This is a genomic window from Colwellia psychrerythraea, from assembly GCF_000764225.1.
In the GTDB taxonomy this organism is placed as follows: Bacteria; Pseudomonadota; Gammaproteobacteria; order Enterobacterales; family Alteromonadaceae; genus Colwellia; species Colwellia psychrerythraea_D.
On the sequence record NZ_JQED01000005.1, the window covers coordinates 364,764 to 379,465 of the forward strand.

Sequence of the window (14,702 nt, forward strand, 5' to 3'; positions counted from 1 at the left end):
CGCTTATTTCAATTTAGCAACGAAAGTTTTTCTAAACTTAGCTAACTTTGGTGAGACAACTGCTTGGCAATATTGATTTTCTGGATTATTTTTAAAGTAATTGTGGTGATAATCTTCACCACAATAAAAAGTAACGGCTGGACTTACTTGAGTCACGATTGAATCATCAAATAACTGCTCTTGATTGATTTCTTCAATGATAGCTAAAGCAACCTCTTGTTGTTGAGCATCATGAGTAAAAACTTCAGAGCGGTATTGTGTGCCGATATCATTTCCTTGACGATTTAACTGCGTTGGATTGTGTAGACTAAAAAACACCTCCAATATCTCTCTATAGCTTATCACTGAACTATCAAATTCAAGTTGTACTACTTCCGCATGGCCACTCTTACCAGTACAAACTTCTTCATAAGTTGGCGCCGTAGTATGCCCTCCCATGTAACCAGGCTTGGCAGAAATAATACCATTTACCATATTAAATGCACTTTCAATACACCAAAAACAGCCTCCAGCTAGAGTCGCTATTTGTACCGCTTTGTCGTTGGGTTGATCTGTCATTTTGTTTGTTGCCTTAATCATTGTTTCTTTTATGATTTACCTCAGCCTTTTTTGTTGCTAAATAGGCTAAGATGTAATCGTTAACTCATATTATACTCATATTTAGCCAGTAAGAAATATATGCCACAGTTTTTCAAAAGAACCAGCCAAATACAGGCTATTATTGCATTACGCAGTATTGCAATTGCCATTCAGTTACTGTTAATTCTATTTGTAAATTTAGGATTAGCCTATGAATTACCATGGATGCCATTGGTGAGTATAATTAGCTTAGAAGTGCTTTTTACCTTCAGTAGCTACCTTTATTATAGCCGTAATCACTTAAGTGAAAAAAAAGCGAGCCAAAAAGCAATATTAGTGCAAATCTGTGCTGATATTATTTTCCTGTCACTTTTACTCTTTTTTAGTGGTGGGGCAACCAATGCTTTTGTTTCTTTATTACTCATTCCTATCGCAATAGCTGCTGTTACTTTAACGCCATTATTACTGACAATCGTTGCCTTCCTTGCCATAGCTTCTTATAGTATTTTATTATGGTCATTACCCATGAGCGTTATGCACGGTAATATGCAAGGGCACTTTATTGGTATGGGGATCAACTTTTTATTTTCTGCGCTCGTCGTTGCTATTGTTGTGGGTAAGATGGCACGCAGCATTAATCAACAAGAACTTGCCATTGCCGCCTATCGTGAAAATTTGTTAAAACAAGAGCAAGTTACCTCACTAGGTGTTGCGTCTGCTCAGGTTACTCACCAATTGGCTACCCCTATCGCAACAGTGCAATTGCTTGCTGATGAATTACTTGATGATTTACCTGACAACGAAATAGTACTTGATATGCAAAATCAACTTACGCGCTGTAGAGACAGCTTATCTGATTTTCGTGCGATGGTTTTCGATATTAAAGAACAAGTAATTAAAGCCACTAATTGCCAAGCTTTATTCGATGAAATCACTGATAATGTCCGTGTAAATAATCCGGAAATAAGCTTACAGTTACAAAAAGATAGTGATAAAAACTCTAATGGAGCCTCTATTAATGCTGATGCTGCTTTATTACCTGCTATTATCAACTTAATAAATAATGCAATTAGAGCAAGTAAAGCCAATAACAGCAAAGCGCTAAGCCTTACTTGTCAAATTATTGAGGATAATTGGCAATTTACTATTCGAGATTATGGTAAAGGTTTTACCTTAAAAAAACTTAATGAATTAGGGGTAAAACCTGTTAATAGTGAGCAAGGCTTTGGCATGGCCGTTTTTTTAAGCCATGCTAGTCTAGAGCGCCTTGGTGGTAAACTAGCGTTAACAAATCACCAAGATGGTGGCGCGCTCGTGACATTAAGTCTACCAATTTCATCTTACAATAAATTCTAAGGGAGTGAATATGCCTAATTCAGCCATAGCACCATCAAAACTACTAATTGTTGAAGATGATGTTATTTTTGCCAATACCCTTAATAGACGTTTAACTAAACACGGCTTTGATTGTGTGCAAGTTGATAATAACAACGATGCGTTACTTGCATGCCACCGCCATACGCCTGATTATATTTTATTGGATATGAAGTTGGCAGAAGAAAATACCTTATCAATCATCACTCCTTTACGTAAATTACGCCCGCAAAGCCGCATTGTATTACTCACGGGGTTTGCTAGCATTGCTACGGCTGTTGACGCGATAAAGTTAGGTGCTGATGATTATTTATCTAAACCAGTAGATAGCCAGACACTTCTTGCGACACTTAAAGGCAGCAAGGCTGAAACTATCGAAGTCGACACTCAAAGCGAAGAAACTTTATCGGCAGAACAAGTTGAATGGCAACATATTCAACAAGTGTTGAAAGCTAATCAGGGGAATATTTCGGCTACCGCTAGACAGCTTTCAATGCACAGGAGAACGTTACAACGTAAATTGCAAAAAAGACCTCATGCAACTTAAGCTGGCAAAGCTAATGTGTTTTAAAAATTATAGGCTAAGTGCTGATGAAATCTTATCATCACTTCTTCTTTAGTCGGCTCAATTTCAAGTTCTACTGCCATCAGCTGCATTGCTTGCTCTATTTGATTTAAAAATCGACCAAATCCGTGACCACTATTATTTTCAGGTGTTGCTACAAAGACTAACTGAACATTATCAGTTAGCTCATCTGCACTCCATTTACTAACAATTCCGCATGGGCTTTGCTCAGGGTTATAACCCAACATTTGTAACTCACCCACACGAGATACAATTTCATGAATACTATATCGAACAATAGGCACCAAACCATTGGCAATCAGCGCACCATTATTTAGGTTATAACGCTTAGCCGCCATAGTAAAAACATCGGTTAAATACATATATAACGGGTTGTAAGGGTCTTTTGAATGGCTATCTATTTCTACTTGTTGCAATAGTTCATTACTGATATTCAAAGTAACTACTGCATAATTCATGGCGCTATGATGAGTCGGTACTGTCACTTTTTGACTGGCATAACGTTTATCAATTTCACGCAATTTATGGGCTTGGGTAAGAGTACATCCTTTATTCTGAGCAAACAGATCGTAAGTCAGATGCTGATGATCTCTCAAACGCATATCGCTTTTATCTAACTTAATTCTTTCACAAAAGTTCTCGACCACTTGACTCACTTTACTGTGAAAATTAGCCGCATTAACTCTAATGTCGTTACCTGTTGCTAAAAAAAGTAGACAAATTTTCTTTGCCCTTTTACTGCCATCGAAAAATGATTTTTTAAGGTGGTGATTCTCTGGATTGTAGTAAAACAGAATTTGCTGATTCGTTTGCCATTGATGCATTTCTTGGCTATATCTTACGCGCGCCAGTTTATCATTAGCAATAAACTGGCAATTATCGAGCTCAACACCATCAGTTAACTCAAAGAATAGAGCAGATAATTGTTGGTAAAAATCATAGTATGGCTGCGGCTTTAGTTCACTATAATTGCTCGAGAACTGCTGAAACACTTCGTCAGTCAAGGTAAACTCAGCTAAAATATACTGGTTATCACGCACATTACCAGGTAAATAGGCTTTATGAGCGGCACTTCGTTTTCGAATAATTGACATGTTCATCCCTAAATTAATTAACGCGGTTGAGCTTTACTCACAATACTTCAAAATGCTGGTTGCAGGATGTCTGATTTACCCATAATAAAAGCGCATCTTTTCATTAAGGGTTACTCCCTTATTAACCGATGTATAATCATCATGTGTATCTAAGAGCCCACTGCAGGCTAGATTTAGAATAGTCTAATGCACGTTATTGACTTCTAGAGAAAAAAGCATTTCCTTCAATCAGAACATTGCCTAATAACACTTCTAATTTCGACTAAATCCTGCATTTTTAGGTAACATAGGTATTGCTATTAGCCTTTTAAGATGGGAGCAGTATAATAAACACTAATGAAGCTTTTGTGACTTTTATATGTCACTAATATTACACTGGCAAACAAATTTACGAGAACAGATTAAGCTGAAACCTAGCTCTATCTAACTTTCATTAGCACTTATCCTACAAAAGGATCTATTTTGTTAAACGATCAACAAGCCCTGATTGAAGCCATTAATCAAACCATGCCTTTTGGAAAGTATGCTGGTAGAAAGTTATTGCAATTGCCTGAGCCATATTTGGTGTGGTTTCAAAGCAAAGGCTTTCCTGAAGGAAAATTAGGGCAACAATTAGCCTTGATGTATGAAGTGAAGCTAAATGGCTTAGAAACCATGCTGAAACCTTTATTGCGTACTTAATAGCGTGGAGTATTTTTTCTCAAAGGAGTTTATGTAACAACCATGGATTAAAAGCAGCTACTTTTTTAGAGTAATTTTATCTATTAAACATGCTATTTATTATCTATCGCAATAATGTTTTAACATGAAGTGATGCTAACAATTTGTTTTACCAAAGCAAACTTTCATGAAAAAAAATATGCCCTGAGTTTTTATTTCTTCGTCCTGATTTCTCCTGCTGACAGTTACATATTTTCACTTGCGTCAGCTGGAAAATTCCTCTTAAATAACTCGTCGATTGATCAAATTTCATACATCACTAGGTCGATGCAAAATTCGACAATCGGTCGCTGTATGGTATTAAGTATTAAATGATCCTAGGTAAATGAGGGATACAAATTTGTTTATTAATTGATTTATCAATTAATACCAATCGGTCTCATCTCTTGAGCTGTTTGGCACACTTACAGAAAGTTTATAAGGTGAAATAAATGAAAAGACAAAAAAGGGATAAACTTGGTAGAGCACATGCTAATGGATATCAGGCTGGTCTTGGCGGCAAAACAAAGGAACAATGCCCCTATCAGAGTGTTAATGCAAAATCACAATGGTTAGGAGGTTGGCGAGACGCCATAAGCGATAGAAACTTAGGACTTTTTAAATAGACATTAAGTTAGAAATTTATCCCCAAATTCTACTGTTTGGGGATAAGTATATTTCTAAATTAAGTTGTACCAATCGGACTAATTAAATCACTCGAGAAAAACGTTGCTGATTAACATGTTTTTTCATATAAGCATCAAAGCTCATACAAATAATACGAATTAATAAACGGGCTTTTTGTCCAACTTTAATATAATTTTCATTATTTTCGACTAAACCATCATTTATAAAAGTATCTAGTAGTGGTAGATCTTCGGCAAAATATTCGTCAAAATTAATATTATATTTTTCATTAATGACTTGCTTATCTAGGTACAAGTTACACATTAATTCCTGAATAACCTCACCGCGTAAAATATCATCTTCAGATAAACAAACACCTTTAATTTGCGCATGTTGTCTTTCTGTTATTGATTGATAATATTCTTTCAAATCTTTTATATTCTGACTAAAACTATTGCCGATAGAGCTAATTGATGAAACACCTAGCCCTAATAGGTCACAGCCACCTTTAGTGGTGTAGCCTTGGAAGTTACGATGCAAAGTACCATCACTTTGTGCGACCGCTAATTCATCATTAGGTTTAGCAAAATGATCCATACCAATAAAGTCATAACCAAAGTCACACAGCGTTTCTATTGCCAACTTCATTAAGGCAAATTTTTCTTGCGTATTTGGCAACCATTCATCACGTAACTTACGCTGTGCAGCAAATCGGCTTGGTAAATGGGCGTAACTAAAAAGAGAAATACGATCAACATCCCATTCGTGTGCTTTTACTAACGTTTTAGCAAAATTCTCAAGTGTCTGATGAGGTAAACCATAGATCAAATCGATATTAATAGACTTAAAACCAACATCTTTGGCATGCTGAATAAAATCACCAATGAACTCGGTTGACTGAACACGGTTAATCGCTTGTTGTACTTTTAAATCGAGATCTTGCACACCTAAACTTAAGCGATTGAAACCTAATGAAAATAAATGTTCAGCTAAGTCCATTTCGATTTCACGTGGGTCAATTTCAATGCTCATTTCTAGCTCATCTGAGAAATTGAATTTCTCTTTCAATAAAGAGACTAGTTGAGTGATTTGCGGATGCGTTAAAAAGCTGGGCGTACCACCGCCCCAATGTAATTGTTTAACTGTGTACTCTTCAAACAATGGTGCCTGTAGCGCTATCTCTTTTGCTAAATATTCAAGGTAAGTATCTGCTTTGCCACGATGACGAGTAATAACCTTATTACAACCACAGTAATAACAAAGCGTGTGACAAAATGGGATATGCACGTAAAGTGACAATTCGCGATTTTGCGAAGTTTCTATCGCTTTAATAAAGTCTTCATGCTTAAAGTCATCATGAAACTCTAACGCTGTTGGATAAGAGGTGTATCTCGGTCCGCTGGTGTTATATTTACTTAATAGCGTATTATCGAAGAATTGACTTACTTTCATATTTTCTTACCGTTTAATTTAGTGAACGAAAATAGTATAGCTTTTATATAATTTATACGCATTGATCAAGCGCAACAACAGAGCTGAATAAGATCTGTAATTGCAAGCAAGGTCCGCTATTGTCGCTAAGAAGTTAGGTGGGCGAGTTGTTCAGTAGTAAACTTGTATAACTCATCTAAATCACTGACAACCTCATCATGCCTTTTATTCAACGCAGTCATACGCTGATAATCCTCACGCATTCGATCTTTTTTTGTCAGATTTTTACGAGCATCAAGAATTGAGAGATTTTTAATTTCATCGTATAAGCCAAATATGCCCGGAAACTTCTCAGTCAGTTCCGTTAAGGTTTTCAATGAAGACAATAATACCGACAAACGCCAGCAACCTTCATCGAACTCACATTGCTCTTCCTGCATTGCACGGGTTATTAATAATATGCTATCAAACACCTTTTTATCATGCTTATTTAGTGCTTGTTGATGAGCCAACTCAGCTTGTGCTTGTTGTTCTTTTTGCTGAGCTAGCTGTTTTAATAACTTACCTGCATAAACAGCCAAGGCAATGACAATGATAACGCCAATCAATAAAGCATATAGCCAAAAATCACTCATTGATGTTACTCTTTTTCTTCAAAATCAGAGAAGTCAGGTCGGTCTAACTTATCCCAAAGTTCATCTTCGCTGTCACTGCCGTTAGACTCATCACTAGCATCGTCATCCTCATCAAGGCCTAATTCAGCCGATAATACTTGATGCCGGTCCATTTTCTCGTTGTAGTAATCAACTTCTTTCTCAGTCAATGCAATTTCATCTTCTTGCTTAGCTAGAATGTTTTGCAACAGTTCATCCTGCTCAATAGCATCAATTTCTTGCTCGGCAGATAATTCAATCACTGTATTTTCAACAAAGCGTACACTCGCAATAGCTGATGATTTTTCGCTATTTTGCTTGGTGTTCATTTGTTTAGGCTTATCTTGCTTGGCAACAACTTTGCCTAAAACAATGGGTGTTTTACTTCCAAGGCGAGGGTCTTTATTACCACCTTGCTGTTTATTGTCAGCTTGGCTCTGCACCGCTTCTTTTTGACGGTTACCTGCCACTTTACCCGTTGTTTTACGGATACGTTTCTCAACTTTCGCTAATTCTTGCTTACTTAATTTAGGTTTAGCTGTAGGTGCTCCACCTGGTTTTCTAGATTTTTTTGAACGAGACATAAATACAATTACTTTCTTACTAATAATGTCGAACATTTTACGTTATTAATGGTTTAAAAACCTTAAAAAGCAGAAAAAAGACACAAAAAAAGCGCCCATGGGCGCTTTTTTTGTCTTTCGCTAACTTAAAGGCGAATCTTAATCTTTGGGTGAGTATTAATTTCTCCCCCTTTAGAGATAACAGCGATATTATCATTACAACTTAGAACTGCCACATGAGTATCATGAAGATCTCTAATAAAGCTAAGCTTATAACCAAATTGCGCTAAGCTACTGGCAGCAAATTTCTGTGCCAAGGTTAAGCTTTCCCAAAGTTTATCTGTATCCTCCGACACTTCTTGCCGACGTTCCAACAGGTATTCTCTTCGCATTGCTGAAGCCATAATTTCCCCTCCCTAGATCAATTATGATGTAGATAAGTTGTTATTATTATTGTTACTCTATTTTGAATGAAATTTAACCTACTTTACATACAACATCAATAGCGATTACACTGTCAACATGAATTAGTTGGTTTTTAAGCAAATAGTCTTTGATATATAAGGTAAAAAATGACACGTGTATTAGATGAGTTATCAGCATTATTAAAACTAGAAGTCATTGAACAGGGCATCTATCGAGGACAAAGCCAAGATTTAGGCTATAAAGCTCTCTTCGGTGGTCAAGTCATGGGACAAGCACTATCGGCAGCTCAAGAAACAATTGCAGCAGATCGCACTGTTCATTCCTTACATTCTTATTTTTTACGCCCTGGAGACGCAAGTTTACCTGTTATTTATGAGGTGGAAGTTATTCGTGATGGCTCAAGCTTTAGTACCCGAAGAGTACAAGCAGTGCAAAATGGTAAAGCCATTTTTTATATGACAGCATCTTTTCAACACGCTGAAATAGGGTTTGATCATCAAGATACTATGCCAGATGTGGTAGCCCCAGAAGAGCTTCCGTCATTTACCGATTACATTAAAGCCAACCAGCATGCTATACCTAAAGCTTTACGAGAAAAATTTTTAGCTGAAAAGCCCATCGATATTCGCCCTGTTAAGCAATATAATTGGTTACAGCCTAAAGCAACAGAGGCGGTAAGCCAGATGTGGATAAAGGCCAATGGCAATTTACCCGACGACTTAGGTATACACACCTATATGTTAGCTTACACGTCAGATTTCCACTTTCTACCTACGGCTTTGTTACCTCATGGCGCCAGTTATTGGCAACCTAACTTTCAAATTGCCACCATAGATCACGCAATGTGGTTCCATCGCCCGTTCCGTTTTGATGATTGGTTACTCTATTGCGTCGATAGTCCATCGGCTAGCAATGGCCGGGGACTAGTCAGAGGACAAATATATAATCGTCAGGGGGAGTTAGTCGCTTCTACCATGCAAGAAGGTGTGATTAGGCAGCGCTAAGCAGAGTTATCAGTAATATGGCATCGCATTTTTTACCATATTACGGGTAGAGAACAGACATCAAGTAGATTAATAAAAGTTATTTATCTCGCATTTTCTTTTCTAATGCTTTGCGTTTTTCAACCGCAAGTGATGTTACTCGCGCTTTTAGCTCCGACTCAAAACCTAACATAAAGTATACTTCTGCCATTAGAAATAATGGCCCTATTAGAAATTGACTCAAATCGTCAACAAAAGCCGGTTTAGCTTTTTCATAATAATGACCAATAAACTGAATAACCCAGCCGATAACAAACAGAGCAATTGCGATATAGATTAAATTTGGTGTACCGCTAAATAACTGTGCAATATACAAATTAGTGAATATATAGGCCAACATGCCTGCAGCTAATAGACGGTGTAAAAAAATATAATAAATAGCAACGACAGAAAAAATAGCCATCGCAAGAGTATAGTGCAAAGTAAGCTGAGTACTAAAGAGTTCATCCATCGTTATTTCAAAAACAATAGTATTTAGCATCAATGTTACGGCAAACACAATCAAAGGCACACCAATGAAATGTGTTTTAATATTTTTTTGATTCAAGTGCACACTTTTATAGCGCGCTAATTGTTCTTCAATTGACTTCATCACGATACTCTTTGTTATAAATTTTTCTGCCAATCATGACCACTTGGATGTTGAAAGACTCGCAAATCAAACTGCGGTGCAATGGCAAAAAGATGGTCGAAAATATCAGCTTGAATTGTTTCATAAGTCTGCCAATCGGTCGTATCCGCAAAACAATAAATTTCCAAAGGTAGCCCTGTTTGTGTCGCGGTTAACTGCCTAACCATACACGTTAAATCATTTCGAACATGACTATTTTGTTGCAAGTATTTGGTAATATAAGCTCGAAAAGTTCCAATATTCGTCAGTTGTCGGCTATTAAGAGAGGTAAATGATTCCGCAGTAAGATCGCTTTTATTATTTTGCTCACTTAAGGCAAGCTCTTGCTTTTTTTCACTCAGATAACCTTGTAATAAATATGCATTAGTCAGCTGATTTATTTTATCAGCACTACAAAAATCAATACTAGCAAGATCTATTATCACAGTACGCTTAATGCGTCTTGCACCTGTATGGTACATATTGCGCCAATTCTTAAAGGAATCACTAATCAATGCATAGGTTGGCACTGTGGTAATGGTCTTATCAAAGTTTTCTATTTTTACCGTACTTAGCCCTATTTCTAACACATCACCATCGGCACCATATTTTGGTAACTCTACCCAATCACCTGCAACCACCATTCGATTCGCTGAGATTTGAATACTTGCGACTAATCCCTTTATAGTGTCTTGAAAAACTAATAGTAATACCGCAGTTAAAGCACCTAAACCACTTAATAGATATACTGGTGATCGGTCTATAATGAGCGAAACAATGATAATACTTGCCACTAAGTACAAGGCGAGTTTTATAATTTGAATAATAGCATTTAACGGGAGAAACCGTTGTTTAGCACTTTCTTGGTAGATACTTCGACTAACATTCAATAAGGCGCTAATACATCGGGCAATTTGAAAGGTAAGCAGTACTTTACTCAACAAAATAAGTAAGATGCTAGCAATACTACTGTTTTCTAAAACAAGTGGCGTTAAAAAAAGCATGAGTAAAAAAGGTAACAATAGTGCCATACGACTGAGGACACCGTGCTCCATCAAAGCATCATCCCAAGTGTTTTTACTATTAATAATGATTTTATTCATTAAGCCTAAAACTTGATATTTAGCAATATAATAACTTAGGCTGGAAACCAACAAGATTAAACCGATACCAACAGCCGTGGCACTACTTGCTAAATATTCTGAGCTAAGGCCTTGTTCACTTAGCCAAGTACTGATCAGTTCATTCATATAATTTTCCTGTCATATTGCTGGCATGCTAGCTTTCAGGAGCATCAAACCTTAACATTTAGCCATCATGTTGAGCGCTATTTTTCTGTATCATTTTCTCAAGCCTTGCATCTTTATCGTGCCAAAATTTCGTTAACCATTTCTGAAAAGCAACTCTGTCATTTCGATCTGAAAAATTGATATGGCCAACTTCACTCGCAATATCTAGAGTCTGAATTTCAATATGTACCTCTTCTACTTGCCCGTAGATAAAGTCGCTAAAATTTGGAATGCCATCAGGATAATAAATAGTAACATCAACAATTTTAGTTAAATGCTCGCCCATGGCATCCAAGACAAAAGAAATCCCGCCTGATTTAGGTTTCAGCAAATGCTGAAAAGGAGAAGCTTGTTTATCATGTTTGCTTTGAGTAAAACGCGTGCCTTCAATAAAATTCATTACGCTGACAGGCTTATGTTTAAACTTAGCACAGGCTTTTCGAGTTGTTTCTAAGTCTTTACCACGCAGATGAGGGTTTTTCTTCAAAAATGCTTGGCTATATCTTTTCATAAAAGGAAAATCAAGAGCCCACCAAGCCAGCCCCAGCAGCGGCACATAAATAAGTTCCTTCTTTAAAAAGAATTTTAAAAAAGGAATCTTTCCGTGCAATGCACGTTGTAACACAACAATATCAACCCAGCTTTGATGATTAGCTAACACTAAATACCAGTCATCAACCTTAAGAGCCTCTAGACCTGTCACCACAATACGAGTTTTAGTAAATAATTGTTGAATGATACTGTTTGTCGCAACCCAATTACTGGCCATTAAGTCCAATAGATAGCTAAATACTTTTTTTGAAAAATCTAATGGAATTAAAGCCTTAAGCAGTGAAAAAACCAAAATAGGCAATAACCAAAATAGAGTATTAAGGCTGTAAAGGAAAAAAGAGAGTAAACCGATCAATTTGGCAGGTAAAAAATTTAGCATAGCTTGATAATAACTACTATTAATAGATAAGTGACACGGGTATCGTCATTTAATCATGATTTAGCTGAAAATTAAATTTTTTTATTACTCCACCATTACGCAACTCATTTTAAACTCTGACTATTCGATAAATAATCATTAAAAAATGTTTACGAACAAAAAGTGCCCTCTTTTTTTTTATCACCCAATAATTACACTTTTTTAGAGAATTTAAAGGGGTAAAACACATAGTTACCGGCAAATACTTTGCAAAGCGTTTGAAAGCAGCCCTTTTTGACTTTTCAAATAGTGAATAATTACCTTTAATAATTGAGTTTTTAATCAGTTTCAAGCATACTCAAACAAGCAGAGTAATAGGAGATAAAATGAATTTTAATAGAGCTGTAATCAAAGTCGGAAGTGCATTGGTAGCACCTAGTCACGATGGTTGTAGTGGCCAATATACCTTAGCAATTGCACAATTTATTACCAAATGCCAACAGCAAGGTAGAGAAATCATTTTAGTTTCATCCGGCGGTGTCGCAGCTGGCCGTACTATCATACAACATGGCTCGCCAAAACTCTCACTTTCCACAAAAAAAGCCATGGCAAGCGTTGGTCAAATGCAGATGATGGCTAATTGGCAGCGTTTTTTTGACATTCCTTGTAGCCAGATACTCATCACCCAAAATGATTTAGCGGATAGAGAACGCTTTATAAGTATTCAAGAAACCATAAAAATTCAATTAGCTAATGGAGTACTACCCATAGTTAATGAGAATGATACGGTTACCACCAAGGCACTCGCTATCGGTGATAATGACAATATAGCCGCCTTAGTTGCCCAAGCATGTGAAGCGGATAGTTTATTCATTTTAAGTGATATCGATGGTGTATTTACCAAAGATCCAAATATCAATGATGACGCCGTATTAATTCCGAATATCGATAAGATTACCGATGAGATTTATGCCATGGCGGGCACAAGTCGCAACCCTTTAGCCAGCGGCGGCATGAAAACCAAGATACAAGCTGCTGAAAAGGCTGTTGAACATGGGATAAATACCTATATTGTTAACGGGACGAAAAGTGAGGTATTTAGCTCTCTTTTAGCAGAAGTTAATCCAGGCACCCGTTTTGCGGCAGATAAAGATATTATTACCGCTAAAAAACATTGGTTAAAGCATACGCTAAAAAGTCGAGGGAAAATAAAACTCGATCCTGGCGCGGTAAATGCTGTTGTTAATAAGGGGGCATCTTTATTACCTTCAGGTATTAAATCAGTGAGTAATAAATTTAAAGCCGGTGATGCTATTGATTTAGTTGATGCAAGCAATAATGTAGTGATTGCTAAAGGCATAACGTTATACAGCCACTATGACTTAAAAAGAATTATGGGCAAACACAGTAATGATATTACCGCTATTTTAGGCCATGATCAGGGCGATGTTGTAGTACATCGTGATGATATGGTTATATTATAATTAGGCTATAGCAAGTAGATTAAACAACTTAAACAATTTTCGACAAGAGTAGTAAAATGACTGACTTTAATATCGCCACTATGGCACGTAAGGCTAAAAATGCCAGCAGGGTGGCTGCACAACTTAACAGTAGTGAAAAAAATACGCTATTAAATGACATTGCCACTGCCATTGAAAATAATAGTGATGCCATTATTCAAGAAAACACTAAAGATATTACTGCAGGTCGAGAAAAAGGCCTATCCCAAGCCATGTTAGATCGATTAGTGTTAACGGAAAAAGGCATTAAAGAAATAAGTTCTGCTATCCGTGAGATTATTGCTTTAACGGATCCTGTTGGCGATATTGATAAATTATCATTACGCCCAAATGGCATTCAAGTTGGTAAAATGCGTATCCCACTTGGCGTAATAGCCATGATTTATGAAGCGCGCCCCAACGTGACCGCAGAGGCTGCAGCGTTATGTATTAAATCAGGAAATGCGGTAATTTTGCGTGGCGGCTCAGAGGCGATTCACTCCAATTTAGCCATCGCAGATTGTTTGCATCAAGTATTAACAGCGCATAATATTGATGAGCACGTGGTAAGTGTTATTCCTGATACTAGTCGTACCGTTATTGAAGAGTTACTCAAACAAAGTGATACCATTGATCTTGTTATTCCACGTGGCGGTGAAGGGCTGATCCGTTATGTCAGTGAAAATAGTCGTATCCCTGTTATCCAGCACTATAAGGGTGTTTGTCATTTATACATTGATAAATATGCTGATTTAACTAAAGCTGTGGATATTTTGGTCAATGGTAAAACTCAAAAACCTAGTGCTTGTAACGCCTTTGAAACGGTTCTTGTACATACTGATATTAGTGAAAAATTCCTTCCACTAGCAGCCAAAGCGCTAAATGAGGCCGCAAAGGTGAAAGTCCATGCCTGTAAAAATAGTATTAACTATTTCACTGGCGCTGAATTAGCAACAGAAGATGATTACCAAGCTGAGTATTTAGCACAAGAAATTGCAGTGAAAGTAGTAAATAGCTTTGATACGGCCATTAGCCATATTAATGAATTTACCTCTGACCATACTGAAGTCATTATCAGCCAAGACATCTCACGCAGCCAAAGATTTATTCGTCAGATAAACTCTTCCGTAGTCATGGTGAATGCCTCTTCACGCTTCTCAGATGGCAACCAATTAGGTTTAGGTTCAGAAATAGGTATCTCAACAAGTAAGCTACATGCCTATGGCCCGATGGGCTTAGAGGCCTTAACAACAGAGAAATTTATCGTTTTTGGTGATGGACAAATTCGAGAGTAAGTAACCAACAGAGTAAAAAGC

General features: G+C 37.0%; 16 protein-coding genes. 7 read left to right on the forward strand and 9 right to left on the reverse strand.

Annotated features, from left to right (window positions below; genetic code table 11):
- Window positions 1–3 precede the first annotated feature (3 nt).
- Window positions 4–558, reverse strand: a complete 555-nt coding sequence (gene msrA / locus ND2E_RS17565) for a peptide-methionine (S)-S-oxide reductase MsrA (protein WP_033092733.1) — start codon at window positions 556–558, stop codon at window positions 4–6.
- Between the two features lie 120 nt (window positions 559–678).
- Between msrA and ND2E_RS17560 the strand changes: the two genes are divergently transcribed.
- Entirely contained in the window at window positions 679–1,935 is a 1,257-nt protein-coding gene (locus ND2E_RS17560; RefSeq protein WP_052056235.1) for a sensor histidine kinase, read from the forward strand.
- 10 nt (window positions 1,936–1,945) lie between these two features.
- Entirely contained in the window at window positions 1,946–2,500 is a 555-nt protein-coding gene (locus ND2E_RS17555) for a response regulator transcription factor (protein ID WP_033092489.1), read from the forward strand.
- 20 nt (window positions 2,501–2,520) lie between these two features.
- On the opposite strand, the gene ND2E_RS17550 is transcribed toward ND2E_RS17555, so the two are convergent.
- The gene (locus ND2E_RS17550) at window positions 2,521–3,633 is read right to left on the reverse strand and encodes a DUF3083 family protein (RefSeq protein ID WP_033092490.1); all 1,113 of its coding nucleotides are present in this window, start codon (window positions 3,631–3,633) and stop codon (window positions 2,521–2,523) included.
- A 462-nt stretch (window positions 3,634–4,095) separates the two neighbouring features.
- Between ND2E_RS17550 and ND2E_RS17545 the strand changes: the two genes are divergently transcribed.
- A complete protein-coding gene (locus ND2E_RS17545; RefSeq protein WP_033092491.1) occupies window positions 4,096–4,314 on the forward strand; it encodes a DUF3820 family protein in 219 nt (72 codons plus the stop codon).
- 470 nt (window positions 4,315–4,784) lie between these two features.
- Complete coding sequence (rmf, locus tag ND2E_RS17540) at window positions 4,785–4,958, forward strand: ribosome modulation factor (protein ID WP_033092492.1); 174 nt, start codon at window positions 4,785–4,787, stop codon at window positions 4,956–4,958.
- A gap of 82 nt (window positions 4,959–5,040) precedes the next feature.
- Here rmf and hemN read toward each other — a convergent pair whose 3' ends face one another.
- From hemN to ND2E_RS17520, 4 genes are all read right to left on the reverse strand, one after another.
- A complete protein-coding gene (gene hemN, locus ND2E_RS17535; protein ID WP_033092493.1) occupies window positions 5,041–6,411 on the reverse strand; it encodes an oxygen-independent coproporphyrinogen III oxidase in 1,371 nt (456 codons plus the stop codon).
- Window positions 6,412–6,536: 125 nt separating this feature from the next.
- The gene (locus ND2E_RS17530) at window positions 6,537–7,025 is read right to left on the reverse strand and encodes a DUF2489 domain-containing protein (RefSeq protein ID WP_033092494.1); all 489 of its coding nucleotides are present in this window, start codon (window positions 7,023–7,025) and stop codon (window positions 6,537–6,539) included.
- A 5-nt stretch (window positions 7,026–7,030) separates the two neighbouring features.
- The gene (gene yihI, locus ND2E_RS17525) at window positions 7,031–7,627 is read right to left on the reverse strand and encodes a Der GTPase-activating protein YihI (RefSeq protein ID WP_033092495.1); all 597 of its coding nucleotides are present in this window, start codon (window positions 7,625–7,627) and stop codon (window positions 7,031–7,033) included.
- Window positions 7,628–7,752: 125 nt separating this feature from the next.
- Window positions 7,753–8,010, reverse strand: a complete 258-nt coding sequence (locus tag ND2E_RS17520) for a hypothetical protein (protein WP_033092496.1) — start codon at window positions 8,008–8,010, stop codon at window positions 7,753–7,755.
- Between the two features lie 168 nt (window positions 8,011–8,178).
- Here ND2E_RS17520 and tesB point away from each other — a divergent pair, with 168 nt between their 5' ends.
- Window positions 8,179–9,036, forward strand: coding sequence for an acyl-CoA thioesterase II (tesB, locus tag ND2E_RS17515; RefSeq protein ID WP_033092497.1), 858 nt, complete (start codon window positions 8,179–8,181; stop codon window positions 9,034–9,036).
- Window positions 9,037–9,115: 79 nt separating this feature from the next.
- Here the strand turns inward: tesB and ND2E_RS17510 are convergent, their stop codons facing one another.
- The 3 genes from ND2E_RS17510 to ND2E_RS17500 are packed head-to-tail and all read right to left on the reverse strand — an operon-like array spanning window position 9,116 to window position 11,905.
- Window positions 9,116–9,667, reverse strand: a complete 552-nt coding sequence (locus ND2E_RS17510) for an Mpo1 family 2-hydroxy fatty acid dioxygenase (RefSeq protein WP_033092498.1) — start codon at window positions 9,665–9,667, stop codon at window positions 9,116–9,118.
- A gap of 14 nt (window positions 9,668–9,681) precedes the next feature.
- Complete coding sequence (locus ND2E_RS17505; RefSeq protein ID WP_033092499.1) at window positions 9,682–10,935, reverse strand: mechanosensitive ion channel family protein; 1,254 nt, start codon at window positions 10,933–10,935, stop codon at window positions 9,682–9,684.
- A 58-nt stretch (window positions 10,936–10,993) separates the two neighbouring features.
- On the reverse strand, window positions 10,994–11,905 hold the full coding sequence (locus ND2E_RS17500) for an acyltransferase (RefSeq protein ID WP_033092500.1): 912 nt from the start codon (window positions 11,903–11,905) through the stop codon (window positions 10,994–10,996).
- Between the two features lie 365 nt (window positions 11,906–12,270).
- Between ND2E_RS17500 and proB the strand changes: the two genes are divergently transcribed.
- Both proB and ND2E_RS17490 read left to right on the forward strand, forming a co-directional pair.
- Complete coding sequence (gene proB, locus ND2E_RS17495) at window positions 12,271–13,368, forward strand: glutamate 5-kinase (protein ID WP_033092501.1); 1,098 nt, start codon at window positions 12,271–12,273, stop codon at window positions 13,366–13,368.
- A 56-nt stretch (window positions 13,369–13,424) separates the two neighbouring features.
- Window positions 13,425–14,681 carry a glutamate-5-semialdehyde dehydrogenase gene (locus tag ND2E_RS17490; RefSeq protein WP_033092502.1) on the forward strand — a complete coding sequence of 419 codons (1,257 nt, stop codon included), beginning with the start codon at window positions 13,425–13,427 and terminating at the stop codon, window positions 14,679–14,681.
- Window positions 14,682–14,702: the final 21 nt, after the last annotated feature.

Bases quoted from the DNA above. Each gene is read 5' to 3' on its own strand.
- msrA (WP_033092733.1), bottom strand. From the start codon at position 558: ATGACAGATCAACCCAACGACAAAGCGGTACAAATAGCGACTCTAGCT.
- ND2E_RS17560 (WP_052056235.1), top strand. From the start codon at position 679: ATGCCACAGTTTTTCAAAAGAACCAGCCAAATACAGGCTATTATTGCA.
- ND2E_RS17555 (WP_033092489.1), top strand. From the start codon at position 1,946: ATGCCTAATTCAGCCATAGCACCATCAAAACTACTAATTGTTGAAGAT.
- ND2E_RS17550 (WP_033092490.1), bottom strand. From the start codon at position 3,633: ATGTCAATTATTCGAAAACGAAGTGCCGCTCATAAAGCCTATTTACCT.
- rmf (WP_033092492.1), top strand. From the start codon at position 4,785: ATGAAAAGACAAAAAAGGGATAAACTTGGTAGAGCACATGCTAATGGA.
- hemN (WP_033092493.1), bottom strand. From the start codon at position 6,411: ATGAAAGTAAGTCAATTCTTCGATAATACGCTATTAAGTAAATATAAC.
- ND2E_RS17530 (WP_033092494.1), bottom strand. From the start codon at position 7,025: ATGAGTGATTTTTGGCTATATGCTTTATTGATTGGCGTTATCATTGTC.
- yihI (WP_033092495.1), bottom strand. From the start codon at position 7,627: ATGTCTCGTTCAAAAAAATCTAGAAAACCAGGTGGAGCACCTACAGCT.
- ND2E_RS17520 (WP_033092496.1), bottom strand. From the start codon at position 8,010: ATGGCTTCAGCAATGCGAAGAGAATACCTGTTGGAACGTCGGCAAGAA.
- tesB (WP_033092497.1), top strand. From the start codon at position 8,179: ATGACACGTGTATTAGATGAGTTATCAGCATTATTAAAACTAGAAGTC.
- ND2E_RS17510 (WP_033092498.1), bottom strand. From the start codon at position 9,667: ATGAAGTCAATTGAAGAACAATTAGCGCGCTATAAAAGTGTGCACTTG.
- ND2E_RS17505 (WP_033092499.1), bottom strand. From the start codon at position 10,935: ATGAATGAACTGATCAGTACTTGGCTAAGTGAACAAGGCCTTAGCTCA.
- ND2E_RS17500 (WP_033092500.1), bottom strand. From the start codon at position 11,905: ATGCTAAATTTTTTACCTGCCAAATTGATCGGTTTACTCTCTTTTTTC.
- proB (WP_033092501.1), top strand. From the start codon at position 12,271: ATGAATTTTAATAGAGCTGTAATCAAAGTCGGAAGTGCATTGGTAGCA.
- ND2E_RS17490 (WP_033092502.1), top strand. From the start codon at position 13,425: ATGACTGACTTTAATATCGCCACTATGGCACGTAAGGCTAAAAATGCC.